We start from the raw sequence: 24,147 nt of genomic DNA on the forward strand, positions 1-24,147 counted from the left end.
GTTTCACGTGAAACATTCGAAGTTCGATGTTGTAGTTATTGGCGCCGGCCATGCTGGCACCGAAGCGGCACATGCCGCTGCGCGAATGGGTGTCGAAACAGCCTTGGTAACGCTATCTGCTCAAGATATCGGTGTCATGTCCTGCAACCCCGCTATCGGAGGGCTTGGCAAGGGACACTTGGTGCGCGAGATTGATGCTTTGGACGGTGTCATGGGTCGTGTTGCCGATCAGGCAGGCATTCAATTTCGTCTATTAAACAGACGCAAAGGACCTGCGGTACAAGGGCCAAGAACGCAGGCGGATCGGGCTTTGTACCGCGCCGCGATGCAAAAGGAAACGAAAGCGCAAGCGCATTTATCAATTATTGTTGGCGAGGTCGTAGATTTCCTGCTGGACGGCCCTAGGGTGACTGGCATCAGATTGGCAGATGAGTCAGAAGTTCACGCCAAAGCCGTTATTCTGACGTCTGGTACATTCCTGCGCGGGGTAATTCATATCGGGGATGTCTCGCGCCCGGGGGGGCGAATGGGTGATCGACCGTCAGTAAAACTTGCTGAAAGGCTGGACAGCTTTGCGCTTCCACTCGGGCGATTAAAAACAGGCACACCACCGAGGCTGGACGGACGTACGATTGATTGGTCAGATCTTGAACGACAGGATGGCGATGAAGTCCCAACGTTGTTCTCGTTCTTGTCAACGTCGGTTGTGGCGCCGCAGATATCATGTGGAATCACACATACGAACTCTCACACGCATGAAATAATCGAGAATAACCTATCGCGATCGGCCATGTATGGAGGACATATTGATGGGGTTGGACCCAGATATTGCCCATCGATCGAAGATAAAATTGTCCGTTTCGCAGAAAAGGATTCCCACCAGATCTTTCTGGAGCCGGAGGGAGTCAATGATCACACTATTTATCCCAACGGTATTTCGACGTCGTTACCTCAGGACGTACAGGTTGAATATGTCCATTCAATAAAAGGACTTGAGAAAGCGGAAATACTGCAACCCGGTTATGCGATAGAATATGACTATGTCGATCCAAGGGTTCTCTCATCCTCGTTGTCTTTGCCCGAGGTGCCGGGACTGTATCTGGCTGGCCAAATCAACGGAACAACAGGATATGAAGAAGCAGCAGCGCAAGGTTTGGTCGCAGGCCTGAATGCTGCACAATACGTCATGGAGCGAGACCCCATCCATTTCACCCGCGCGGATAGCTACATTGGCGTGATGATTGACGATTTGACAACACGTGGTGTAGCAGAACCTTACCGAATGTTCACGTCACGCGCGGAGTTCCGGTTGTCACTACGCGCAGACAACGCGGATCAACGGCTAACTCCAATAGGTGTGGATCTAGGATGTGTCGGACAGGCGCGTTTGAAGAGTTTCAGTAAAAAAATGGATAGGCTGACGGCAGTTAAATCAAAACTGACTGACCGAACGTTCACCCCGAAAGACATACGCGCGGTTGGAATTGACATCAATCAAGATGGAAACCGTCGTGACGCAATGGCCCTGCTGGCATTTCCCGATGTTCATTTCGGGGACATACTCCCCCTTGTACCTGATCTAGAAAATACTGAAGAAGATATCCGACATCAGGTTGAGAGAGATGCCCTGTACGCAAACTACATTGCACGACAGAACAAAGATGTTGAGGCTATGAAACGAGATGAGTCTTACGAGATACCAAGAGATTTTGATTATTCTGCTCTTGACGGTCTTTCATCTGAGATCAAGCAAAAGCTGACGGAGGCGAAACCCTTGAACATCGCGCAGGCGGGCCGGGTTGAGGGCGTGACACCCGCCGCTTTGACTTTGTTGTTGGCGAAACTTCGACGTGCGCAAAGGGTTCGAAAGGCATGAGCGATAAGATTTTCGACGGTTTGGATGTTTCACGTGAAACATTTGAACGCCTCGAAACCTATGTACGATCGGTGCAGAACTGGAATCCTAAGATTAACTTGGTCTCTCGAAATAGTTTATCAAACATTTGGGAGCGTCATATCCTTGATTCTGCGCAAGTTTACCGATTGGCGGCTCAGTTCGACACCTGGGTGGATATTGGCAGCGGAGGTGGGTTCCCCGGAATGGTTTGCGCAATTATGGCCATCGAAGACGCACCAGGGGCTCAATTCACACTTATTGAAAGTGATCAGCGCAAAGCTGCGTTTCTGCGAAGTGTCGCAAGGGAATGCGGGGTAAAATGTGCCGTGCTTTCGAAAAGAATTGAAATGGTTGACCCAATGAGTGCTGATATCCTATCAGCTCGGGCTTTGTCTGATCTTGGCAGGTTATTGTCCTTTTGCGACAGACATTTAGGAAAAAGTGGAACCGCGCTGTTGCCGAAAGGCGCAAGCTGGAAAAAAGAGGTAGAAGACGCGCGCAAAGAATGGAATTTCACTTATGAGCCAATTACAAGTTTAACAGAGCCCCAAGCAGTTATCCTAAGGATCAAAGGAGTATCGCGTGGTTGATCTGTCTCGTCCCTCAGGGCCTAGGATTATCGCGGTTGCCAATCAAAAGGGCGGGGTGGGAAAAACAACGACAGCGATCAACCTTGCCGCAGGATTGGCCGAAGCTGGGTGTCGCGTTCTGGTGGTTGATCTGGATCCGCAGGGCAATGCGTCTACTGGACTGGGGGTTGAGGACCGAGATTGGACAACATACGATCTTTTGCTGGATGACGCACCGCTTGAGGCGGTGATTCAGGAGACGGAAATAGATGGCCTGCTAGTTATACCGGCCACAGTTGACCTGAGTTCAGCCGATATCGAACTGATTTCGAATGAAAAGCGCAGCTATTTGCTCCATGATGCCTTGCGGCAAACACCAATTGACAAGTTCAACCTGGATTTTGTTCTAATCGACTGTCCGCCGTCACTCAATCTGTTGACTGTGAACGCAATGGTTGCGGCGCATTCCGTGTTGGTACCACTGCAAAGTGAGTTCTTTGCATTGGAGGGTCTGTCTCAACTCATGTTGACGATCCGAGAGGTCCGTCAAACTGCAAACCCAGAGCTTAGAATCGAAGGTATTGTGTTGACGATGTATGACAACCGCAACAACTTGTCTCGTCAGGTCGAAAAGGATGCGCGTGACAATTTGGGCGAGATGGTGTTTAAAACCAAGATACCCAGGAATGTCAGAGTCAGCGAGGCTCCATCTTTCGCTTTGCCGGTACTTCAATATGATTCGGGATCGTTGGGTGCTATGGCGTACAGGCATCTGGCGCGCGAAATTATTCAAAAGAACAAGAATGTCGCCGCCTAAGCGGCAGTGAGGAGGGGTAAGTGGCTGCCAAAAAAACAAAACCCAGGGGTTTGGGTCGGGGCCTGTCCGCTTTGATGGCCGATGTAACACAAGAAACCGCAGGGTTGGCGCCAAATGAACCGCGCCGACCGGACATGAACGTTCCAATTGAAAAACTGCACGCAAATCCCAACCAGCCGCGCCGAACATTTTCAGCAGAACGATTGGATGAGCTTGCGGCTTCGATCAAGGAAAAGGGTATCATTCAGCCTCTGATCGTACGTGAGGTCAGGGCGGGTGACTATGAAATTGTCGCTGGCGAAAGGCGTTGGCGTGCGGCCCAGATGGCCCAATTGCATGATATTCCGGTTATCGTGCGTGATTTCGACGATACCGAAGTATTAGAAGTCGCGATTATCGAGAATATCCAGCGCGCTGACCTGAATGCCGTTGAAGAGGCGGCTGGCTATAAACAGCTTATGGATCGCTTTGGCCATACGCAGGAAAAGCTGGCCGAAGCACTGGGAAAAAGCCGCAGTCACATTGCCAATCTTCTGCGCCTGCTGTCACTGCCGCAGGATGTGCAGACCTTGGTGATCCAAGGTAAACTTTCTGCGGGTCATGCGCGGGCACTGATTACTGCGGAAAACCCATCAGAATTGGCAAAAATTGTCGTACGGGACGAACTGTCGGTGCGCGCAACCGAAGCGCTGGTAAAGAAACAGCAAGCAGGTCCGGAAAAAACTGCGCCGAGGTCCAGAAACTTGGATGCGGGTAAGGATGCGGATACGCGCGCACTGGAAAAAGATCTTTCAGCCATTCTCGCGATGAAAGTAACGATTAACCACAAGGCGGGATCAGAAACCGGGCAGGTGGTTCTAACATATGAAAACCTGGATCAGTTGGATGATCTGTGCGCCAAACTCAGCCGCTAGGACGCGTCCAGATAAAGGCCATTACGGCACCCAACACGACGGCCTGAATAGCCAGAACAAAGACCGGCACGGATAGCAGAATCGACAGTCCGAAAACGGCGGCGATCGAGAAGGTGGCCGCCTTTTTTGCGCTTGGTCTTATGGCGCCAGCGGTCTGCCAGTCCTGGATCAGTGGGCCGAAGGTCTGATGAGTTATTAGCCAATTGTGTAAACGGGTAGACGAGCGCGCAAAGAAAAACGCTGCCAAAAGCAGAAAAGGGACCGTTGGCAGAAGGGGAACGATAATACCGACCATCGCAAACGCTACGCAGATCAACCCTAAAGCGGCCCAAAGGTATTGCATCAGCTATCCCAACAATTCCCGGATCACCGCATTTAAGACAGCGCGACCGTTTTTGGTTGCAACCAATCGACGATCCATCTGCTCAATCATTCCAAGTTCAATCAAATCAGACAGTTTGTTCTGTGGTAAAGAATACCCGGCTAACTTACTAAGTCGATCCATATATAGACCTTCTGCAGTCCTCAGACACATCATAAGGTATTCGTTCGCCTGATCTTGCCGTGAAAGCGTCGATCGTAGTCTCTCTCCGCTGCCGTTCTCAACGGCAGTCAGCCAGGCGTTTGGCGACAAATAGGTTTCGGTGGCAAGCTTTTCACCGTTTACCGTGATCCGCCCATGTGCTCCGGGACCAATGCCGACATAATCACCATAGTTCCAGTAGATTAGATTATGTTGTGACTCGGCACCGGGCCGGGCATGGTTTGAAACCTCGTAGGCAGGTAGGCCATGTGCCTCGCAGACGTCTTGAGTGACCAAATACATGTCGGCAGCGCTGTCATCCTCGGGCAGGCCGCGAAGTTTTCCAACCGCATAGCGATCACCAAAAGCAGTGCCTTCCTCAATCGTCAATTGGTAGAGCGACAGGTGATCAACGGCCATTGACAGGGCTTCGTTCAGCTCAGCGCGCCACATCTCCGGGGTTTGGTGTTGGCGTGCATAGATAAGGTCAAAACTGACCCGATCGAAACAAGCGCGCGCGATGTCGAATGCAGCGCGCGCCTCAGCAACGGTGTGGATACGCCCCAGACGGCGCAGGTCGTCATCATTCAACGCCTGTACGCCCATCGAGATACGGTTCACGCCAGCGTCGCGATAGGCCGCGAAACGTCCGGCCTCGACCGAACTTGGGTTGGCCTCCAGGGTGATTTCCATGTCGTTGGCGGGATGCCACAGGGCACGGGCCTGATCAATCACCGCACCAACAGTGTCGGGATCCATCAAAGATGGCGTACCGCCACCAAAGAATATCGTATTCAACACGCGGCCGGGGGTTTCAGCACCAGAGCGCTCCAGCTCCCTCAGATAGGAGTTAAGCCATTGTTTTTGATTGATATTCTTTGAAACATGACTGTTGAAGTCGCAATAGGGACATTTGGCCTCGCAAAAGGGCCAATGTACATACAGGCCAAAGCCCCCGTTGCGCCAATCATCCGCCAAAGCAGCCTTTCACGAACATCTCTACCGCGCGACCGCGATGACTGATTTTGTTCTTTTCCCAGCGGTCCATCTCAGCATAAGTAATGTCGTGACCGTCCGGTACAAACATCGGGTCGTAGCCGAACCCGTCCTTGCCACGGATTGGCCAAACCAAATGCCCGGGCGCAACGCCCTCGAACACCTCATCATGGCCATCGGGCCAGGCAAGAACCAGCGTGCAGCGAAACTGTGCCGTACGCGGGTGGGCGGCGTTTTTAGCCTCAAGTTCGTTGTGGGCACGGGTCATGGCGATCATGAAATCGCGACCATCGTCCGTTTCTGCCCAGTCGGCGGTGTAAACTCCGGGTGCACCGTCCAACGCGTCTATCGTGATACCGGAGTCATCCGACAGGGCAGGCAGGCCCGTTGCCTTAGCAGCAGCGTGGGCTTTGATCCGGGCGTTGCCGATGAACGTATCTTCGGTCTCTTCCGGTTCAGGCAGGTTCATTTCGCCCGCACCTACAACTGTCACGCCAAAGGGTTCGAGGAGATGCGCCATCTCTTCCAGCTTGCCTTTGTTGTGCGTGGCAACCAGCAGCCTGTCACCGTCGAACTTGCGTGTCATGCGGTGGCGGCCTTTTGTGCAGCGGCCAGTTCGCCAACGCCTTTAGAAGCCAGATCCATCAGCTGATCCATCTGGGCACGGCTAAAGACCGAGCCTTCCGCGCTCATCTGCACTTCGATCAGTTTGCCCGAACCCGTCATGATGAAGTTACCGTCAACGCCGGCTTCACTGTCTTCCGGGTAGTCCAGGTCCAGCACCGGCTGACCGGCATAGATGCCACAGGACACAGCCGCGACCGGATCGACCAGTGGATCGGAAATCACGTCACCGGCCTTCATCAGCTTGTTGACTGCCAGACGTAGCGCAACCCAACCACCGGTGATCGAGGCGCAGCGGGTACCGCCATCGGCCTGGATCACATCGCAGTCCACGGTAATCTGGCGTTCCCCCAGCGCGACCCGGTCCACGCCGGCCCGCAGCGCACGGCCAATCAGGCGCTGGATTTCTACCGTACGGCCACCTTGTTTGCCGCTTGCCGCCTCCCGCCGCATCCGGGTGTTGGTTGCGCGGGGCAACATACCGTATTCGGCGGTGACCCATCCAAGGCCCGAACCCTTAATAAAGGGCGGCACGCGATCTTCGATCGTTGCGTTACACAGTACATGGGTGTCGCCCATTTTGATCAGGCAGGAACCTTCGGCATGTTTGGTGAACCCCGTTTCGATTGAAACGGCGCGCATTTCGCTTAAATCTCGTCCTGAGGGTCGCATCGAAAATCCTTTGTTTGCTGGGTTGGGGATAACGCCCTGCGGCGCTAGGATGCAACCCCGATTGACCTTTCGTGTACCTGCGATTTAATGACCGCCCAGCAGGGGACCGCCGATGAGCGAAGCGAGTAAAATTCTGGATGAGATGAACGACCGGTCACGCGAAGTGTTCCGGCTGATCGTCGAAAGCTATCTGGACAGCGGTGAACCCGTTGGTAGCCGCACTTTGACGCGCACTCTGTCCGAGAAGGTCAGCGCCGCAACCGTGCGCAACGTGATGCAGGATCTTGAGTTTCTTGGCCTGCTCGACAGCCCGCATGTCTCTGCCGGACGTATTCCAACGCAGATGGGTTTGCGGATGTTTGTGGACGGTTTGTTGGAAGTTGGCGATCTGGGTGCTGATGACCGGCAGAAATTGGATGCGACTTTAGGCTCTAACAAAGGTGACGTGGGTGGTATGCTTGACCGTGTGGGGTCGGCCTTGTCGCATGTCACACATGGCGCATCGCTGGTTTTGACCCCCAAGCAAGAATCCGAAATCAAGCATATCGAGTTTGTCTCCTTGGCCCATGACCGCGCCTTGGTGGTTCTAGTCTTTGCTGATGGTCATGTTGAAAACCGCCTGTTCACGCCGCCCCCGGGACAAACGCCCAGCTCAATGCGCGAAGCCGCAAATTTCCTGAATGCGCTGATCGAAGGACGCACTTTGCGCGAAGTGCGCCGTCAGATGCAAACTCAGATTGACGCCCGCAAGCAAGAGATCGACGTGCTGGCCCGTGAAATGGTTGAAAGCGGCATGGCGGTCTGGGACGGGGATGGGGGCGACTCAGCACGGTTGATTGTGCGCGGCAGGGCGAATCTGCTGGGCGAACAGGGTGAGGCCGAGGAACTGGAGCGAATTCGTACCCTGTTTGACGATCTGGAGCGCAAGCGGGACATTGCCGAATTCCTCGAATTGACCGAAGAAGGCGAGGGTGTGCGCATTTTTATCGGGTCCGAGAACAAACTTTTCTCACTTTCGGGTTCCTCTTTGGTGGTGTCTCCTTATATGAACGCTGATCGAAAGATAATCGGTGCGGTCGGGGTGATCGGGCCCACGCGTCTGAATTATGGACGGATCGTGCCGATCGTGGATTATACGGCACAACTGGTCGGCAAGCTGATATCCGACCGGAGCTAGAGGGTAAGAAATGGCAGAGCCCAAAGACGAAGACTTCCTGGACAATATCGCAACGGCCGAAGCGGAAGAGCTGGCCGATGAAATTGCCGAGTTCAGCGACGAAGCGCTTGAACTGGATGAACTGCGCGCTGAGCGGGACGATTACAAAGACAAGTTCATGCGTGCGCTTGCGGATGCCGAAAACGCACGAAAACGTGGCGACAAGGCGCGACGCGATGCGGAACAGTATGGCGGGTCAAAGCTGGCCCGTGACATGCTGCCAGTGTATGACAACATGAAACGCGCGCTTGAAGCCGCAACGGATGAGCAGAAAGAGGTTGCTGCCGGTCTGTTGGAAGGTGTTGAGCTGACCATGCGCGCGTTGAAGGATGTGTTTCAGAAACACGGGATCGAAGTGATCACGCCTGAGGTCGGTGATCGGTTTGACCCCAATATCCACGAGGCGATGTTCGAGGCACCGGTGCCGGGCACCAAGGCCGGAGACATTATTCAGGTCTCTGCCGAGGGCTTTATGCTGCACGATCGCCTTCTGCGTCCAGCGCAGGTTGGTGTGTCTTCGACGCCTGCAAGTTAAGCATTCAGCGCAAATCATAAAATGGGGCGGTCAGGATCTGGCCGCCTCTTTTAGTTTGTATATCAGATCAAGCGCTTCACGCGGCGTCAGTTCATCGGGCAGCACATCCTTCAGCATGTCCGTGACCGGTGATGCCTTGGGCGCCGGGGGTGGAGGGGGCGGTGCTGCGGAAAACAGTGGCAGGTCGTCGATCAGCGCCTTTTGCTTGCCGCCTTCGCGTTCGGTTTTTTCCAACTGGTTCAAAACAACACGCGCGCGTGCGACCACCGAGGCAGGCAGACCGGCAAGCTGTGCAACCTGTACACCATAGGACCGGTCTGCTGCGCCCTTGTGGACTTCGTGCAGGAAGATCACCTCGCCTTCCCACTCTTTTACCGCGACGGTGGCATTCTCTACACCCTCAAGCTTTCCGGCTAAAGCCGTCAGTTCATGATAGTGCGTCGCAAAAAGGGCGCGGCATTTATTGGTTGCGTGCAGGTGTTCCAAGGTGGCCCAGGCGATCGATAAACCATCATAGGTAGCCGTGCCGCGCCCTATTTCGTCCAAAATCACCAGCGCGCGGTCACCCGCCTGATTGAGGATGGCCGCCGTTTCAACCATTTCCACCATGAAGGTTGATCGCCCTCGGGCCAGATCATCGGATGCGCCGACCCGACTGAACAATTGGCTGATAATACCGATATGGGCCTGGTCTGCCGGAACATAGCTTCCTATCTGAGCCATCAGGGCGATCAGCGCGTTCTGACGCAGAAAGGTTGATTTACCGGCCATATTGGGGCCGGTCAGCAGCCAGATGGCGGCCCCATCAGCGGCGCTCAGGTCGCAATCATTGGCAATGAAGGCGTCGCCGTCTTGCTGACGCAGCGCGTGTTCAACAACCGGATGGCGGCCCCCTTCTACATTGAAGGCACGGGATGTATCGACCCGCGGGCGGCACCAGTTTTCCCCACGCGCAAGATCGGCCAAAGCAGTTGTCAAATCTAGCTCGGCCAGTCCTCGGGCGGCCTGGTTGAGGCGCGCGGCCAGGGCCAATATCTCGTCAGAAATCCTTTGATAGAGCCGTTTTTCAATCTCAAGCGCCAGGTTTCCAGCGTTCAGAATACGGGTTTCGATTTCCGAAAGCTCCACGGTTGTGAAGCGCACCTGGTTGGCAGTGGTTTGACGGTGGATAAAGGTCTCGCTCAGTGGTGGGTTCAACATTTTTTCGGCATGGGTTGCCGTAGTTTCGATGAAATACCCCAGAACGTTATTGTGCTTGATCTTTAACGAAGAGATACTGGTGTGTTCCGCGTATTTCTTCTGAAATCCTGCAATAACAGATCGCCCTTCATCGCGCAGGGTGCGGGCCTCATCCAGTTCACTATCGAATCCCGGCGCAATGAAACCGCCGTCGCGGGCCAGCAGGGGTGGTTCCGCAACCAGTGCCGCGTCCAGCAGGGCCAAAAGGTCGTCGAACCCAACCAGATTTTGGACGGCGGTTGCCAGCAAAACGGGAAGCTCTTGATTGTCACAAAGCGCTGCAATTGCCGCTGCCTGTGCCAGACCGTTCCGAATTGCGGCCAGATCGCGTGGTCCACCCCGTTCCAGAGACAGGCGGGATAGGGCGCGATCCAGATCGGGGGTTTTGCGCAACGCGTCGCGCAGGTCTGAGGCGGTTAGGCTGTCCTCAACCGCAAAAGCCACCGCATCCAATCTTGCATGGATGACATCTAAAGCTCGCGATGGGCTGGACAGGCGTTGCTCAAGCAATCGCGCACCACCCGGAGTCACCGTCCGGTCGACCACTGACAACAATGATCCGGCCCGACCGCCAGAAAGCGACCGCGTCAGTTCCAGATTGCGCCGGGTGGCGGCATCTATTTGAACCACGCGGTCCTCGGAATCCTTCATGGGTGTTTGCAGCAGGGGCAGTTTGCCCTTTTGCGTAATCTCCAGATAGTCGATCAGCGCACCCATGGCGGAAACCTCGGCCCGCCCAAAGCTGCCGAACGCATCCAACGCGCCTACGTGAAACAAGCCGCAGATGCGTTTTTCTGCCGCGGTGCTGTCAAAACTGGCCCGGCTGACCGGGGTGAGTGAGATGCCCAGATCACGGGTCGTTTCGTGCAATCTTTGCTCGGACCCGTCGGCTATGATCAACTCGGACGGGGCCAGTCGCGCCAACTCGGGGCTGAGCCGCACCGAGGTTAACGGCATCACGTGAAACGCCCCGGTTGAGATATCGGCCCAGGCCAAAGCGGCCTCATCCCGTATCTCTGCATAGGCGGCAAGAAAATTGTGGCGGCGTGCCTCCAACAGGGCGTCTTCGGTTAGCGTTCCGGGTGTCACTAGACGGACAACATCGCGCTTTACGACTGATTTAGAGCCTCTTTTCTTCGCTTCGGCCGGGCTTTCCATTTGCTCGCATACGGCGACGCGAAAGCCTTTTCTGATTAAGGTGAGCAGATAACCCTCCGCCGAATGTACCGGAACGCCACACATTGGGATATCTTGGCCATTGTGCTTGCCACGTTTGGTCAGGGCGATATCAAGCGCCTCGGCCGCGTTGACCGCATCATCAAAGAACATCTCGTAGAAATCGCCCATGCGGTAAAACAGCAAAGCATCGGCATGTGCCTCTTTGATCTCGAGATATTGCGCCATCATTGGCGTGACTGTGGACAAGGCTGACCCTTTCTGGCGTGTTCCGGGCGCGACCTTACAAATCCCCCCCGCATGACGAAAGGCGAAAACGCAATCTCGTTGAGAACGCGCAACCGCTGAGGTATGAGGCAGGCGCACCCAACAAAAAAGAAACGACGTCCGCCATGCCCAAAAACAAGATCACCGACGAAGAGGCGCTTGCCTTTCACCTGGAACCCACCCCCGGAAAATGGGAGGTACAGGCCACCGTTCCCATGACCACCCAACGCGATTTGTCGCTGGCCTATAGCCCCGGTGTGGCAGTTCCGTGTGAAGCGATCGCGGCAAATCCGGAAACGGCCTATGACTATACCAACAAGGGCAATCTGGTTGCAGTGATCTCAAACGGGACGGCCGTATTGGGCTTAGGAAATCTGGGCGCGCTTGGGTCCAAGCCGGTGATGGAGGGCAAATCTGTTCTGTTCAAGCGGTTCGCCGATGTGAACTCAATCGATATCGAACTGGACACCGAAGATACCGATGCTTTCGTCAACGCGGTCAAACTGATGGGGCCGACTTTTGGCGGCATCAACTTGGAGGACATCAAAGCGCCTGAGTGTTTCATCATCGAACAGCGCCTGAAGGAAGAGATGGATATCCCGGTCTTCCACGACGATCAGCACGGTACGGCGGTTATCTGCGCGGCGGGCCTGCTGAATGCGCTGCTTATTTCGGGCAAGAAGATCGAGGATGTAAAGATCGTTCTGAACGGGGCAGGTGCGGCGGGCATCGCCTGTATCGAATTGCTCAAGTCGATGGGTGCGCGGCATGAGAATTGCATCGTGTGCGACACCAAAGGTGTGATCTATCAGGGTCGGACCGAAGGAATGAACCAGTGGAAATCGGCCCACGCGATCACCACTGACCTGCGCACGTTGGAAGATGCCATGAAAGGCGCCGACGTATTCCTGGGCGTGTCAGTCAAAGGTGCGGTCACGCAGGATATGGTTGCTTCGATGGCGGACAACCCGGTTATCTTTGCCATGGCGAACCCGCATCCAGAGATTACGCCGGAAGAGGCGCATGAGGTTCGTGTTGACGCCATTGTCGCTACTGGCCGCAGCGATTATCCCAATCAGGTCAATAACGTATTGGGTTTCCCCTATCTGTTCCGCGGGGCGCTGGATATCCATGCCCGCGCCATCAATGACGAGATGAAGATTGCCTGTGCACATGCGCTGGCGCGGCTTGCGCGTGAGGATGTGCCGGATGAGGTTGCCATGGCCTATGGCAAATCACTGACCTTTGGCCGCGACTATATTATTCCAACACCGTTCGATCCCCGCCTGATCCACCGTATCCCGCCTGCCGTAGCCAAGGCTGGAATGGATACTGGTGCGGCGCGGCGTCCGATCATCGACATGGACGCTTATGAGTTGAGCCTGAAATCTCGCATGGATCCGACCGCCAGCATTCTACGCGGTCTGAACGCCCGTGCGCGGCAGGCGCAAAGCCGGATGATCTTTGCCGAGGGCGACGACCCTCGCGTGTTGCGCGCGGCGGTGATGTATCAGCGGTCTGGATTTGGCAAAGCGCTGGTTGTTGGACGCCAGGATGATGTGAAAACCAAACTCGAAGAGGCCGGTCTGGGCGACGCCGTGCGTGAGCTTGAGGTGGTGAATGCCGCCAATACCACGCATCTCGAAACCTATTCGAACTTCCTTTATGACCGCCTGCAGCGCAAAGGGTTTGACCGAAAGGACATTCACCGACTGGCGGCGCGGGATCGGCATGTGTTTTCATCCCTGATGTTGGCGCATGGGCATGGCGATGGTCTTGTGACCGGGGCAACGCGGAAATCGGCGCATGTGCTGGATCGGATAAACCACGTTTTCGACGCTGATGCGGCCCACGGTGCCGCCGGTGTTACCGCGCTGCTGCACAAGGGGCGGATCGTTCTGATTGGTGATACGCTCGTGCATGAATGGCCTGACGAGGATGACCTCGCCAATATCGCCGAACGCGCGGCTGCCGTGGCCCGCCACATGGGGCTTGAGCCGCGCGTTGCTTTCGTCAGCTTCTCAACCTTCGGCTATCCGGTTTCAGAGCGGGCCGAAAAGATGCACCGAGCCCCCGCAGTTCTGGACCAGCGCAAGGTTGATTTCGAGTACGAAGGCGAAATGACAGTGGATGTAGCACTGAACGTGGATCAGCAGGCGGCTTATCCGTTCCAACGCCTGACCGGCCCGGCTAACATCCTGATCGTTCCGGCCCGGCACTCGGCTTCGATTTCGACCAAGCTGATACAGGAAATGGCAGGTGCTACCGTAATCGGCCCGATCCTGTCCGGCATCGACAAGCCGATCCAGATCTGTTCCACCGTATCGACGGCGAATGACATTCTGAACATGGCCATTCTGGCCTCTTGCGATATCTCGGGGAAACCATGACGATCTGGAACCTTGGCTCGATCAATGCGGACATGATCTATGACGTGCCGCATTTGCCCGCGCCGGGAGAGACGCTTTCAGCCAATCGGCTGGATCGCTTCCTTGGCGGAAAAGGCGCGAATATGTCCGTGGCAGCAGCACGGGCCGGGGCCCGCGTGTCGCATATCGGTGCTGTTGGGCCGGATGGGCGCTGGGCTTTGGACCGTCTGACAGAGTATGGCGTTGATACCCGCTATATTGCCGGGGTCCAGGAACCCACCGGCCACGCCATCATTGCCGTGGATACGAAAGGTGAAAACAACATCATTCTGTTCCCCGGTTCAAACCATGCCATTTCGCGGGATCAACTGGGGCAGGCGCTGTCTTCGGCATCGCAAGGCGATCTTCTGGTGATGCAGAATGAAACCAACCTTCAGGTCGAAGCCGCGCGGATGGGGCACGAGCTGGGCCTGACGGTCTGTTATGCTGCTGCGCCATTTCAGGCCGATGCTGTTGAAGCTGTTCTTCCCTACCTTGATTTCCTGATCCTGAATGAGATTGAGGCCGAGCAATTGCAAAAGACGTCGGGGCAATCCGTGACCGACCTTGAGATAGAGCATGTGATTGTCACTTTGGGATCCAAAGGCGCGCGCTACTATCATCGCGGTGCGCCTTCTGACTTTCCGGCGCTGAAGGTAGAGGCAGTGGACACCACGGGTGCTGGGGATACGTTCACCGGGTACGTTCTGGCGGGAATGGATCGTGGTATGCCGATGGCGCAAGCAATTTCACAGGCAAACCGCGCCGCGGCCCTGATGGTTACGCGGCACGGTACGGCGGATGTTATTCCTGACCTGAAAGAGGTTCACGAGGCGCAGTTTGACTAGGACCCGGCGAACAAGGCTTCGCTGCCCCAAAGCTGCTTGACCCTTGCATCCCGACCGCATGCGTTTCGGTAAGCCTTGTATGCACTGTGCTGACGCTTGGGTCCGAAGCGGGTCAAAACCAGCTTGGTGCCCTTGTAGTAATCCTGATGATAGGCCTCAGCCGGGTAGAATGTCTCTTGCGATAGGATCGGGGTAACAATGCTCTGACCCAAAGCTGTCTGTGCGTCAGCTTTTGCTTGCTCGGCCACTGCTTTTTCCCCTGTGTCAGAGACGAAGATCGCCGTCCGATAGCTGTCGCCGCGATCACAGAATTGACCTCCGGCATCGGTTGGATCAATCGAGCGGAAAAACATGTTCAGAAGGGTTTCACGAGAGACACTGGCCGGATCAAATGTGATCTGAACGGCTTCGTAATGCCCGGTGCCGCCACGGGTGACCTGATCATAGGTGGGATTTGCCGTGGTGCCGCCAGTATAGCCCGACACCACGCCGATAACGCCCGGGACGGACTCGAAATCGGCTTCGACACACCAGAAACATCCGCCGGCGACCGTCAAGGTGTCTGTCTCCGCAGCCGCTGCTGGCGCTGCGCGCAGTAAAAGGGTCAGCACAATCAGTGCGGACAAAAGCACTGGTTTCAAAAATCCGAGATTGGCAGTCCGAGTCATGGCAGGTCTCCCTTCAAGACAAGGCTGCCCTGACAATGCTACCAGCGCAATCCGCTGACATCATTAGTCACGCGCTGGTGAGGCGAGTTTATCAGTGACCGCCAACTACCCAAGCAATTGCCCGAGCTTCATAGCCACACCCATATTTCCCGAAATCTTTAACTTGCCTAAGGCCACACCGGTCATCGGGTTCAGCTTACCGGTCAGCAATTTGGTCAGGTTCTCACGTGAGATGCGGATGGTGCAGTCGGTATCCTGATCATCGGTTGAGGCGATGTTGTCGGCCAGAACAATCACGCCATCATCACCGCAATCAAACTTCAATGAGCCTTCAAAGCTTTTCCCATTCAAACCCTTTTGAATCCCGTCGGCGATGTCTTGCAGCATAGAATGTCCTTTCACAGTTAAAGACTGCGTAAAGACTAAACGGTATTTCAGGCAAGGATGACCGAACTGGAACCTGAAGAGTTAACCCTGGTTCAGAATCTCTTGGGTTCGTTTACAGACGCTGCCGCCGTAAAAACTATCAAGGACATCCCGACACTCAGCAGGTGCATCTGGAACGGCTGCGAACAGCGTCATCGACGACCGAAGCTTCTTGGCATCAATTTTGCCTAATATGCTTTCTGGGTCACTGCCGTTGTGAACTAGAAGCAATTGGCACACTTGGATCAGGCGTCGGCGCAATTCTGGGTGTTTCAGATAGGCAGTCGCCTCTTCCAGATCCTCGATCCCATAGAGTTGGGCCATATGCGACTGGCCAAGTTCCGCCAGTTGCGGAAACACAAACCACATCCAATGGCTGGTTTTCTGCCCCAATTCCAATTCGCGCAGGACATCAGGCCAAACCGTGTCCTGCGCTTCGATGAACATATCAAGTTCGTCGTTTATGCCGTCGTCCTCGGTCACTTGGACAGCCGCTTATTGCGCGCTGCCAGCAGCTTGAGGCGCAGTGCGTTGAGCTGAATAAACCCGGCTGCATCCTTCTGGTCATAGGCACCGGCGTCTTCCTCGAAGGTTACATGCGCCTCGGAATACAGCGAGTGATCCGACCAGCGGCCAACGGTCGAGGCCAGACCTTTGTACAACTTCACCCGAACCGTGCCGGTGACGTGCTCTTGCGACTTGTCGATCGCGGCTTGCAGCATCTCACGCTCGGGGCTGTACCAGAACCCGTTGTAAATCAGCTCGGCATATTGCGGCATCAACTGATCTTTCAGGTGCATTGCGCCGCGGTCCATGGTGATCGACTCGATACCGCGATGGGCTTCCAGCAGGATTGTGCCGCCGGGCGTTTCATAGATCCCGCGCGATTTCATGCCCACGAACCGGCCTTCGACCAGGTCGAGACGGCCAATGCCGTGCTTGCCGCCATATTCGTTCAGCTTGGTCAGGATGGTTGCAGGGCTCATCGCCTCACCATTGATGCTGACCGGGTCGCCTTTTTCGAAACCGATCTCGATGAATTCCGGCTGATCGGGCGCGTCTTCGGGGTGGACGGTGCGCTGATAGACGTAATCGGGCGCCATGTCGGCTGGGTCTTCCAGAACCTTGCCCTCGGATGAGGTGTGCAGCAGGTTGGCATCGACCGAGAACGGAGCCTCGCCACGTTTGTCCTTTGCAATCGGAATCTGGTGTGCCTCGGCCCATTCGATCAGACGGGTACGGCTGGTCAGATCCCACTCGCGCCAGGGGGCGATAACCTTGATTTCGGGATTCAGAGCGTAGGCCGCCAGTTCAAACCGCACCTGATCGTTGCCTTTGCCGGTCGCGCCATGGGCCACGGCATCCGCACCGGTTGCCTGCGCAATCTCGACCAAGCGTTTTGAGATCAGCGGCCGCGCGATCGAGGTGCCCAGCAGATACAGGCCTTCGTACTGCGCATTTGCACGGAACATCGGGAAAACGAAATCGCGGACGAACTCCTCGCGGATGTCCTCGATATAGATGTTCTCGGGCTTGATCCCCAGCAGCTCGGCCTTTTGGCGCGCGGGTTCCAATTCCTCGCCCTGACCCAGATCGGCGGTGAAGGTCACGACCTCACAACCATACTCGGTCTGCAGCCATTTCAGGATGATCGAGGTATCAAGGCCACCGGAATAGGCCAGAACAACTTTCTTGGGCGCGGACATCTGACTTCCCTTTATGCGTAGAACGACTGGCCCCTAGCGGGTTTTGCGCGCGGGGGCAAGTTGTCTGCGTTGACGCAAGGAGGGAAAGCAACTGAATTACGCGGATAGAGAGCAAGAATTGGTTGAAATGGGGGCTGATGCTGGAATGGGTGATTTCTGGCCGTGATTGGAGTAGGGTTCTTGTTTGCAACCGGATCTGTGGGAGCGACTTCACCTGTACTAAGCCACTCACTCAACGCCATCAATCAATGGATGGTTGCAACTGTTGGTTTAAGTATTCTGATGACGGTGTAAGGATTTTGCGTCGAAAATCGCCAACTCTACTAACTCGCGTACACATATGTATTCCTTGCCCTTCCTGCATTGATGCGGCAGTGAAATCGCTATGACTGATTTCATGACCCGCGCCCGCGCTGCCGAACAAGCTATGCGTACTGTGTTTCCGCCAACCCCTCTGCAGCGGAATGCTCACCTGTCTGACCGCTATGGGGCGGATATCTGGCTTAAGCGCGAGGATCTCAGCCCGGTGCGGTCTTACAAAATCCGGGGTGCGTTCAACGCTATGCGCAAACAGCAGGGGCAGGAGCTGTTCGTCTGCGCCAGCGCGGGCAATCATGCGCAGGGCGTGGCCTATATGTGCAAGCATCTGGGTGTGAAGGGTGTGATCTTCATGCCGGTGACCACGCCGCAGCAGAAAATCCAAAAGACGCGTATCTTTGGCGGTGACAATATCGAGATTCATCTGAGCGGCGACTATTTCGATGACACTTTGGCCGCTGCGCAGGCGTGGTGCGCCCAGCAGGGCGGCTATTTTCTGTCACCGTTTGACGATGAAGATGTGATTGAAGGTCAGGCCTCACTCGCGGTTGAGATTGAAGAGCAACTGGGCGGTGTGCCTGACCACGTGCTCCTGCCGGTGGGCGGGGGCGGTATGTCCTCGGGTGTGGCGACGTGGTTCGGGGATCGGACCCATTGTCTGTTTGTCGAACCCAAAGGGGGCGCCTGTCTGCACGCGGCCATGGCGGCAGGGCATCCGGTGGCGCTGGGCCGGGTGGATAATTTCGTCGATGGCGCAGCGGTTGGCACAATCGGGACAAAGCCGTTTGAGCTGTTGAAAGATCGCCACCTGTCCGACGTGCTTGTTCTGTCCGAAGATCGCATCTGCACCACTATGATCGAGATGCTGAATGTAGAAGGCATCGTTCTTGAACCGGCCGGAGCGTTGGCGATCGAGGCGATTGCCGATGTGCAAAGCTTTATCCGAGGCAAGACGGTTGTCTGCGTCACTTCAGGCGGCAACTTCGATTTTGAACGTTTGCCAGAGGTCAAGGAAAGGGCGCAGCGTTATTCTGGCGTCAAAAAGTACTTTATCCTGCGCCTGCCGCAGCGCCCCGGCGCACTGAAAGAGTTTCTCGGGGTTCTGGGTCCAGAAGACGATATCGCGCGCTTTGAATATTTGAAGAAATCGGCACGCAATTTCGGGTCGGTCCTTATTGGCATAGAAACGGGTAAACCCGAAAACTTCGCGCGTCTGTTTGCCCATCTGGATGATGCCGGATTCACCTATACCGACATCACCGAAGACGAGACGCTGGCGCAGTTCGTAATCTAGGCGAGGTTTGCGTCTTTCTCTGAAAAGAATTTGGCACGGGACTCTTCATACACTTTCAAGATAGCAGGCAGATCAACGTCACCGGCTTTTCCTGCGGCGGCGATGCGTTCTCCGTCCTGGCAGAGTTTCGAGAAGCAATCGAACCCAAGGTTGAGGGCGCTGCCTTTCAGGAAATGCATGTTCTGCTCGAACTCGATGCGATTGGTGTCCTGTTGCAGACGGTCGATGGTTTCCTGCACTTCGTCCAGAAAGACTTGCACTACCTCGTCAAATTCGCCGATGCCCAACTCATCCCGCAGCAGCCTGACCCTGGACCAGTTGATCATCTTTGGCACTTCCACATAATTGCGACCTGACTTGGGTAGCCCGCGCAAAGTAAATTCCCGGTAAATCGATCTGAAAATGTGTGTTCACGTGTTGTTAAGCCCGCGTGGGCTAGCGTCGCGGTGTTCCGTAAGGGTCACAGCGCAGAGGTTTCAGGTGGCAGAAGGGAGACAGGCAGAGGCGAGGGTTGAGTTGAAATTTGGTGCGATCCAGAAGGTGCTGGTCGTCGACGACAGCCGTCTGCAACGACGGATTTTGAAAGCCTCTTTGAAAAAGTGGGGCTTTGAAGTGCTCGAAGCCGACAGTGGTGACGCAGCCATTGAAATCTGCGCCGATGATCCACCGGATCTTGTCCTCAGCGATTGGGTTATGCCGGGGATGAGCGGGCTGGATTTCTGCCGGGCGTTCCGGGCGCTGGACAATGATCAGTACAGCTATTTCATCCTTCTGACGTCAAAAAGTGAAAAGCAAGAAGTCGCGCGCGGTCTGGATGCCGGTGCAGACGATTTTCTAATAAAACCACTTGGGGCCGAAGAGCTGCGCGCGCGTATCTCGGCCGGGGCGCGTATTCTGGATATGCAGCGCGAGTTGTCCGAGAAAAACAGGATCATCGAATCCGCCCTGAAGAACCTTCGCGTGGCACATGACGCCATCGACAAGGACCTGGTCCAAGCTCGCAAAATGCAGGAATCGCTGGTCCCTGAATTGACCGGCGAGTTTGGTAAATCGAAAATCAGCATGTTGCTCAAGCCCTGCGGCCATATTGGCGGTGATCTGGTTGGGATGTTTTCGCCCGGGGCCGACCGGCTGGGGTTTTACAGCATTGATGTGTCGGGTCACGGCATCACCTCGGCGATGATGACGGCGCGACTAGGGGGGTACCTTTCCAGTAACCATTTTGAGCGGAACGTGGCATTGCAAAAGGACGGCGACAAATTCTACGCCCTGCTTCCGCCGGAACAGGTGGCCGAAAAGCTTAATTCCCTCCTTATGTCGGACACCGCCGTCGAAGAGTACTTCACCATGGCTTATGCAACCATCGACCTGCGCAACGGGCTTTTACAGATGGTGCAGGCAGGACATCCGCACCCGCTTGTGTTGCGCCGCGATGGCAGCACTGAGTTTTTAGGCCAGGGCGGGCTGCCAATTGGATTGCTGGCGGATGCCTCGTTTCAAAAGGTTGAGACATATCTACAACCGGGCGACAAACTGCTGCTTTATTCAGACGGTTTTACCGAGTGCAGCCTGGCGGACGGTAGTCTGCTTGATGAAGACGGACTAAGACGAATGGCGCTTGATTGTGCCCCCGGCCGAAGCGGTAGCGAATTTCTGGATGACATGTTCTGGCGTTTGACGCAGGAGATGGCGCCAGGGGGCGGTATGGATGACGACGTATCGGCCGTGTTCTTCGAATACAACTGACTCTAAAGCCGATTCAGATGTTTGCTGGCAAAGTAGCGATCCCCGTCGTTTCCCAGCATCTGGACCGCAACGGTGGTTTCGATCCAAAGCGCTTCGTGGCAAGTTTCGCCGGGTGGTCCAATTCTGCGCACAGGACGGGCGCTGTAGATCATACAGATTTTCTCGGCCCACAGGTCATATTCGGGCATGTATGTGAAACGCCGAAATGCACCGATCCGACGCGGGGCCGCAATGAGCCAGCCGGTTTCCTCATAAACCTCGCGGTGCAGCGCCGTGATCGGGGATTCGCCAGAATCAATACCGCCGCCTGGTAACTGCAACTCTGGGTTCAGACCATCGTCATACCATGTCACCAAAAGGTCTTTTCCTTGCGGTAAAAGGGCATAAACGCCGGGTCTGCGTGTGTATGTACGCCCCGTTTCCGGGGTTTCGCCGAACCGCCTGATCATGTATGGCCCCTTAAAACCCAATCTCTTCGACCTATATGGTCCCGGTATGCCAACCTGTGGCGTGTAAGGAAACCCCATGTCTCTTGGAGCCAAAATCGCGTGGGACGATACCGTCTTGCCCTTTCAACTCGATGTATCTGATATGCGCGGCCGCGTGGCGCGCCTTGACGGTGTGCTGGACGGCATCCTCAAACAACATGACTATCCCGAAAGCGTCGAGGCGCTGGTGGCTGAGATGGCCCTGCTGACCGCGCTGATTGGTCAAACCGTTTCGTTGCGCTGGAAGCTGTCTTTGCAGGTTCAGTCAAAGGGCGCGGTGCGTATGATTGCAACCGATTACTTTGCCCCGAAGGAAGAGGGTGAACCGGCGAGGATTCGCGCTTATGCCAGTTTCGACCGCGATCGGCTGACCGAAGGCGCAGCGTTTGACCAGGTTGGTGAAGGGTATTTCGCCATTATGATCGATCAGGGCAAAGGCACGCAGCCATATCAGGGCATTACGCCACTTGCTGGTGAGTCCATCAGCGCGTGCGCTGAGGCGTATTTTGCGCAGTCCGAGCAGCTGCCAACGCGGTTCTCACTGAGTTTCGGGAAATCAACCGAGCCTGGCGTGGACGAGCACTGGCGCGCTGGCGGGGTCATGCTGCAGCACATGCCCAAAGCCTCGCCCTTCGCGGCGTCCGGGGAAGGTTCTGGCGATATTCTGACCGCCGCCGATTTGGTTGACGGCGAAGAGGGTGAAAACTGGAGCCGCGTCAATATCTTGCTGGACACGGTCGAAGATCTTGAGCTGATCGGGCCGTCAGTGGCGCCGACCGATCTGTTGATCCGCCTGTTTCACGAGGAACAGCCTCGGGTCTATGATGCTCAGGCTGTGCAATTCGGTTGCACATGTTCAGAAGACCGCGTGCGGCAAAGCCTGTCGATCTATTCTGCCAAGGACATCGAGAAGATGACGACCTCCGATGGCAAAGTGACTGCTGACTGCCAGTTCTGCGGTGCTCATTATGTGTTGGATCCAGCCACGGTCGGCTTTGATGCGGACAACACCTGATCCAATAGAAAGACTGCGGGTGGCGCTGAGTCACCCCGGCCCTGGGTCGAGCGATTTTGACCTGAACCCGGATACCGTCCTGCCAGAAGGACGCAAGCTGCGCCCGGCGGGCGTTTTGGTTCCAATCACGCTGGCGGCGGGCACGCCGCGGCTGATACTGACCAAACGCTCATCCGCTTTGAAACATCATCCGGGGCAGATTGCGTTTCCCGGCGGCAAGCAGGATGAGGGCGACGTGGATGTCACGGCCACGGCTCTGCGTGAAGCGCAGGAGGAAATCGGCCTGCCGGCACAGCTGCCCGAAATATTGGGCCACCTTCCGTCCCATGAAACGGTCACCTCGTTCAGTGTCACACCGGTTGTGGCCGTCTTGCGCGACCCGTTCCAATCCATCCCCGAACCGGGCGAAGTGGATGAGGTATTTTCGGTTCCGCTTGAACATGTGCTCGACCCTGCGAATTATATCGTTGAATCGCGCCGCTGGCGTGGACAGAAACGGTATTATTTCACGGTGCCGTTCGGCCCCTATTACATCTGGGGGGCGACGGCTCGGATATTGCGGGGATTGGCCGCGCGGGTGAATGAATGACACAGATTACCGAGGCCTGGGTTTCTGATCCCACAACACAGAAGGTATGTGCGGCGCTGACGGACGCCAACGCACAGGCGCTGTTCGTCGGGGGATGTGTCCGTAACGCGCTACTGGGGGCACCGGTTTCGGATATCGACATTGCAACGGATGCGTTGCCCGAACAGGTGATGAAACTGGCGCGGGCTGCGGGTCTCAAAGCTATTCCTACCGGTATCGACCACGGCACCATTACCGTGGTCAGCGGCGGCAACCCGCATGAGATCACGACCTTTCGCCGCGATGTCGAAACGGATGGCCGCAGAGCTGTCGTGGCCTTTTCGGACAGGGTGGAGGAGGATGCCGCGCGGCGTGACTTCACCATGAACGCGATCTACGCGCAGCCCGATGGCAGAATACTTGACCCTTTGAACGGGTTGCCCGACCTGCAAGCTCGGCGTGTGCGGTTCATCGGAACGGCCGAAAACCGGATTCGAGAAGATTATTTGCGCTCCTTGCGCTATTTTCGGTTCCACGCCTGGTACGGCGACGCCGAAGCGGGGTTTGATCCTGATGCTTTGGCGGCAATCGCCGCCAATCTGGATGGCTTGGCTGGCCTGTCCCGCGAACGGGTGGGGGCGGAATTGTTGAAACTGCTGGCGGCGGATGACCCAGCGCCCTCGGTCGCTGTCATGCGTCAGACGGGCGTTTTGACTCACTTGTTACCGGGGGCGAACGACAAGGCCCTTGCACCTTTGATCGCGCTGGAACAGCAGGCCGGTGCTGAACCAGAACCGATCCGCCGTTTGGCCGCACTTGTTGCGCCCGAAATCGCCAAGACCTTACGCCTCAGCAAAGCGCAGTTGCAGCGGTTGACCCGCATGCGCCATGAAGCATCCGGCAGCGCGAGCGTTGCCGAACTTGGATTCCGCTATGGCGCGGAGGGCGGGTTGCACGAAACCTTACTGCGGTGCGCGTTTCTGGAAGAACCCTGGACCGATGACTTGCGAAACGCCCTGAACTTAGGGGCTGCTGCCGAATTTCCGATCAGGTCCGCTGACCTGATCCCCGATTTCACCGGCCCGGCGCTGGGAAAAAAGCTGGCCGAGCTTGAGGCCCGCTGGATCGCGTCGGGCTTCACCTTGACGCGCGAAGACCTTCTGACCAGTTGAAATGAAGTCCTAAAAGGGGTGACAAATCAACTTTGTTGTGATTAC

At 55.9% G+C, this 24,147-nt stretch carries 24 protein-coding genes; 13 read left to right on the forward strand and 11 right to left on the reverse strand.

The features are described 5' to 3' along the window. Positions 1-7 precede the first annotated feature (7 nt). The 4 genes from mnmG to LCM21_RS14850 are packed head-to-tail and all read left to right on the forward strand — an operon-like array spanning position 8 to position 4,197. Positions 8-1,876 carry a tRNA uridine-5-carboxymethylaminomethyl(34) synthesis enzyme MnmG gene (gene mnmG, locus LCM21_RS14835; RefSeq protein ID WP_224891300.1) on the forward strand — a complete coding sequence of 623 codons (1,869 nt, stop codon included), beginning with the start codon at positions 8-10 and terminating at the stop codon, positions 1,874-1,876. After that, positions 1,873-2,487, forward strand: a complete 615-nt coding sequence (rsmG, locus tag LCM21_RS14840) for a 16S rRNA (guanine(527)-N(7))-methyltransferase RsmG (protein ID WP_224891301.1) — start codon at positions 1,873-1,875, stop codon at positions 2,485-2,487. The genes mnmG and rsmG overlap by 4 nt, the downstream gene beginning before the upstream one ends. Beyond that, positions 2,480-3,283 carry a ParA family protein gene (locus LCM21_RS14845; protein ID WP_068339855.1) on the forward strand — a complete coding sequence of 268 codons (804 nt, stop codon included), beginning with the start codon at positions 2,480-2,482 and terminating at the stop codon, positions 3,281-3,283. Before rsmG ends, LCM21_RS14845 begins: the two co-directional genes overlap by 8 nt. A gap of 20 nt (positions 3,284-3,303) precedes the next feature. Next, positions 3,304-4,197, forward strand: coding sequence for a ParB/RepB/Spo0J family partition protein (locus LCM21_RS14850; RefSeq protein WP_224891302.1), 894 nt, complete (start codon positions 3,304-3,306; stop codon positions 4,195-4,197). Here LCM21_RS14850 and LCM21_RS14855 read toward each other — a convergent pair. The 4 genes from LCM21_RS14855 to rph are packed head-to-tail and all read right to left on the reverse strand — an operon-like array spanning position 4,187 to position 7,012. Continuing rightward, positions 4,187-4,540: a YbaN family protein gene (locus LCM21_RS14855; protein WP_224891303.1), complete on the reverse strand. Its 354-nt coding sequence runs from the start codon at positions 4,538-4,540 to the stop codon at positions 4,187-4,189. The genes LCM21_RS14850 and LCM21_RS14855 overlap by 11 nt on opposite strands. 3 nt (positions 4,541-4,543) lie before the next feature. After that, positions 4,544-5,698 (reverse strand): radical SAM family heme chaperone HemW, encoded by a 1,155-nt coding sequence (gene hemW, locus LCM21_RS14860; protein ID WP_224891304.1) that lies wholly within the window; start codon positions 5,696-5,698, stop codon positions 4,544-4,546. After that, complete coding sequence (gene rdgB, locus LCM21_RS14865; RefSeq protein WP_224891305.1) at positions 5,688-6,302, reverse strand: RdgB/HAM1 family non-canonical purine NTP pyrophosphatase; 615 nt, start codon at positions 6,300-6,302, stop codon at positions 5,688-5,690. Before rdgB ends, hemW begins: the two co-directional genes overlap by 11 nt. Continuing rightward, positions 6,299-7,012 (reverse strand): ribonuclease PH, encoded by a 714-nt coding sequence (gene rph / locus LCM21_RS14870; protein ID WP_224891306.1) that lies wholly within the window; start codon positions 7,010-7,012, stop codon positions 6,299-6,301. The genes rdgB and rph overlap by 4 nt, the downstream gene beginning before the upstream one ends. A gap of 112 nt (positions 7,013-7,124) precedes the next feature. Between rph and hrcA the strand changes: the two genes are divergently transcribed. After that, positions 7,125-8,189, forward strand: coding sequence for a heat-inducible transcriptional repressor HrcA (hrcA, locus tag LCM21_RS14875; RefSeq protein WP_224891307.1), 1,065 nt, complete (start codon positions 7,125-7,127; stop codon positions 8,187-8,189). Between the two features lie 10 nt (positions 8,190-8,199). Continuing rightward, the gene (locus LCM21_RS14880) at positions 8,200-8,763 is read left to right on the forward strand and encodes a nucleotide exchange factor GrpE (RefSeq protein ID WP_068339835.1); all 564 of its coding nucleotides are present in this window, start codon (positions 8,200-8,202) and stop codon (positions 8,761-8,763) included. Between the two features lie 30 nt (positions 8,764-8,793). On the opposite strand, the gene mutS is transcribed toward LCM21_RS14880, so the two are convergent. After that, positions 8,794-11,409, reverse strand: coding sequence for a DNA mismatch repair protein MutS (gene mutS, locus LCM21_RS14885; RefSeq protein ID WP_224891410.1), 2,616 nt, complete (start codon positions 11,407-11,409; stop codon positions 8,794-8,796). A 161-nt stretch (positions 11,410-11,570) separates the two neighbouring features. On the opposite strand from mutS, the gene LCM21_RS14890 reads away from it, so the two are divergent. Continuing rightward, on the forward strand, positions 11,571-13,835 hold the full coding sequence (locus tag LCM21_RS14890) for an NADP-dependent malic enzyme (protein ID WP_224891308.1): 2,265 nt from the start codon (positions 11,571-11,573) through the stop codon (positions 13,833-13,835). Then, a complete protein-coding gene (locus tag LCM21_RS14895) occupies positions 13,832-14,701 on the forward strand; it encodes a ribokinase (RefSeq protein ID WP_224891309.1) in 870 nt (289 codons plus the stop codon). The genes LCM21_RS14890 and LCM21_RS14895 overlap by 4 nt, the downstream gene beginning before the upstream one ends. On the opposite strand, the gene msrA is transcribed toward LCM21_RS14895, so the two are convergent. The 4 genes from msrA to LCM21_RS14915 form a co-directional block, all read right to left on the reverse strand. Beyond that, the gene (gene msrA / locus LCM21_RS14900) at positions 14,698-15,369 is read right to left on the reverse strand and encodes a peptide-methionine (S)-S-oxide reductase MsrA (RefSeq protein ID WP_224891310.1); all 672 of its coding nucleotides are present in this window, start codon (positions 15,367-15,369) and stop codon (positions 14,698-14,700) included. The genes LCM21_RS14895 and msrA overlap by 4 nt on opposite strands. A gap of 105 nt (positions 15,370-15,474) precedes the next feature. Continuing rightward, positions 15,475-15,756, reverse strand: a complete 282-nt coding sequence (locus LCM21_RS14905) for an SCP2 sterol-binding domain-containing protein (RefSeq protein WP_224891311.1) — start codon at positions 15,754-15,756, stop codon at positions 15,475-15,477. Between the two features lie 81 nt (positions 15,757-15,837). Continuing rightward, the gene (locus tag LCM21_RS14910) at positions 15,838-16,242 is read right to left on the reverse strand and encodes a DUF1810 domain-containing protein (RefSeq protein ID WP_224891411.1); all 405 of its coding nucleotides are present in this window, start codon (positions 16,240-16,242) and stop codon (positions 15,838-15,840) included. Between the two features lie 32 nt (positions 16,243-16,274). Then, positions 16,275-17,501: an argininosuccinate synthase gene (locus LCM21_RS14915; RefSeq protein ID WP_224891312.1), complete on the reverse strand. Its 1,227-nt coding sequence runs from the start codon at positions 17,499-17,501 to the stop codon at positions 16,275-16,277. 385 nt (positions 17,502-17,886) lie between these two features. Here LCM21_RS14915 and ilvA point away from each other — a divergent pair, with 385 nt between their 5' ends. Further along, positions 17,887-19,113 (forward strand): threonine ammonia-lyase IlvA, encoded by a 1,227-nt coding sequence (ilvA, locus tag LCM21_RS14920; RefSeq protein ID WP_224891313.1) that lies wholly within the window; start codon positions 17,887-17,889, stop codon positions 19,111-19,113. On the opposite strand, the gene LCM21_RS14925 is transcribed toward ilvA, so the two are convergent. Next, positions 19,110-19,439: an Hpt domain-containing protein gene (locus tag LCM21_RS14925; RefSeq protein WP_224891314.1), complete on the reverse strand. Its 330-nt coding sequence runs from the start codon at positions 19,437-19,439 to the stop codon at positions 19,110-19,112. The genes ilvA and LCM21_RS14925 overlap by 4 nt on opposite strands. 154 nt (positions 19,440-19,593) lie before the next feature. Between LCM21_RS14925 and LCM21_RS14930 the strand changes: the two genes are divergently transcribed. Further along, the gene (locus tag LCM21_RS14930) at positions 19,594-20,859 is read left to right on the forward strand and encodes a PP2C family protein-serine/threonine phosphatase (protein ID WP_224891315.1); all 1,266 of its coding nucleotides are present in this window, start codon (positions 19,594-19,596) and stop codon (positions 20,857-20,859) included. A gap of 2 nt (positions 20,860-20,861) precedes the next feature. Here LCM21_RS14930 and LCM21_RS14935 read toward each other — a convergent pair whose 3' ends face one another. Beyond that, the gene (locus tag LCM21_RS14935; RefSeq protein WP_224891316.1) at positions 20,862-21,308 is read right to left on the reverse strand and encodes an NUDIX hydrolase; all 447 of its coding nucleotides are present in this window, start codon (positions 21,306-21,308) and stop codon (positions 20,862-20,864) included. 76 nt (positions 21,309-21,384) lie between these two features. Here LCM21_RS14935 and hslO point away from each other — a divergent pair, with 76 nt between their 5' ends. From hslO to LCM21_RS14950, 3 genes are read left to right on the forward strand one after another with little or no spacing between them, the layout of a single operon-like run. Then, positions 21,385-22,362, forward strand: coding sequence for an Hsp33 family molecular chaperone HslO (gene hslO, locus LCM21_RS14940; RefSeq protein ID WP_224891317.1), 978 nt, complete (start codon positions 21,385-21,387; stop codon positions 22,360-22,362). Next, entirely contained in the window at positions 22,346-22,951 is a 606-nt protein-coding gene (locus LCM21_RS14945) for a CoA pyrophosphatase (protein WP_068339798.1), read from the forward strand. Before hslO ends, LCM21_RS14945 begins: the two co-directional genes overlap by 17 nt. Beyond that, a complete protein-coding gene (locus tag LCM21_RS14950; RefSeq protein WP_224891318.1) occupies positions 22,948-24,102 on the forward strand; it encodes a CCA tRNA nucleotidyltransferase in 1,155 nt (384 codons plus the stop codon). The genes LCM21_RS14945 and LCM21_RS14950 overlap by 4 nt, the downstream gene beginning before the upstream one ends. Positions 24,103-24,147: the final 45 nt, after the last annotated feature.

The organism is Ruegeria profundi (assembly GCF_020171505.1).
GTDB lineage: Bacteria > Pseudomonadota > Alphaproteobacteria > Rhodobacterales > Rhodobacteraceae > Ruegeria > Ruegeria profundi.

Bases quoted from the DNA above. Each gene is read 5' to 3' on its own strand.
- rsmG (WP_224891301.1), top strand. From the start codon at position 1,873: ATGAGCGATAAGATTTTCGACGGTTTGGATGTTTCACGTGAAACATTT.
- LCM21_RS14855 (WP_224891303.1), bottom strand. From the start codon at position 4,540: ATGCAATACCTTTGGGCCGCTTTAGGGTTGATCTGCGTAGCGTTTGCG.
- rdgB (WP_224891305.1), bottom strand. From the start codon at position 6,302: ATGACACGCAAGTTCGACGGTGACAGGCTGCTGGTTGCCACGCACAAC.
- rph (WP_224891306.1), bottom strand. From the start codon at position 7,012: ATGCGACCCTCAGGACGAGATTTAAGCGAAATGCGCGCCGTTTCAATC.
- hrcA (WP_224891307.1), top strand. From the start codon at position 7,125: ATGAGCGAAGCGAGTAAAATTCTGGATGAGATGAACGACCGGTCACGC.
- LCM21_RS14880 (WP_068339835.1), top strand. From the start codon at position 8,200: ATGGCAGAGCCCAAAGACGAAGACTTCCTGGACAATATCGCAACGGCC.
- mutS (WP_224891410.1), bottom strand. From the start codon at position 11,409: ATGATGGCGCAATATCTCGAGATCAAAGAGGCACATGCCGATGCTTTG.
- LCM21_RS14890 (WP_224891308.1), top strand. From the start codon at position 11,571: ATGCCCAAAAACAAGATCACCGACGAAGAGGCGCTTGCCTTTCACCTG.
- LCM21_RS14895 (WP_224891309.1), top strand. From the start codon at position 13,832: ATGACGATCTGGAACCTTGGCTCGATCAATGCGGACATGATCTATGAC.
- msrA (WP_224891310.1), bottom strand. From the start codon at position 15,369: ATGACTCGGACTGCCAATCTCGGATTTTTGAAACCAGTGCTTTTGTCC.
- LCM21_RS14905 (WP_224891311.1), bottom strand. From the start codon at position 15,756: ATGCTGCAAGACATCGCCGACGGGATTCAAAAGGGTTTGAATGGGAAA.
- LCM21_RS14910 (WP_224891411.1), bottom strand. From the start codon at position 16,242: ATGTTCATCGAAGCGCAGGACACGGTTTGGCCTGATGTCCTGCGCGAA.
- LCM21_RS14915 (WP_224891312.1), bottom strand. From the start codon at position 17,501: ATGTCCGCGCCCAAGAAAGTTGTTCTGGCCTATTCCGGTGGCCTTGAT.
- ilvA (WP_224891313.1), top strand. From the start codon at position 17,887: ATGACTGATTTCATGACCCGCGCCCGCGCTGCCGAACAAGCTATGCGT.
- LCM21_RS14925 (WP_224891314.1), bottom strand. From the start codon at position 19,439: ATGATCAACTGGTCCAGGGTCAGGCTGCTGCGGGATGAGTTGGGCATC.
- LCM21_RS14935 (WP_224891316.1), bottom strand. From the start codon at position 21,308: ATGATCAGGCGGTTCGGCGAAACCCCGGAAACGGGGCGTACATACACA.
- hslO (WP_224891317.1), top strand. From the start codon at position 21,385: ATGTCTCTTGGAGCCAAAATCGCGTGGGACGATACCGTCTTGCCCTTT.
- LCM21_RS14945 (WP_068339798.1), top strand. From the start codon at position 22,346: ATGCGGACAACACCTGATCCAATAGAAAGACTGCGGGTGGCGCTGAGT.
- LCM21_RS14950 (WP_224891318.1), top strand. From the start codon at position 22,948: ATGACACAGATTACCGAGGCCTGGGTTTCTGATCCCACAACACAGAAG.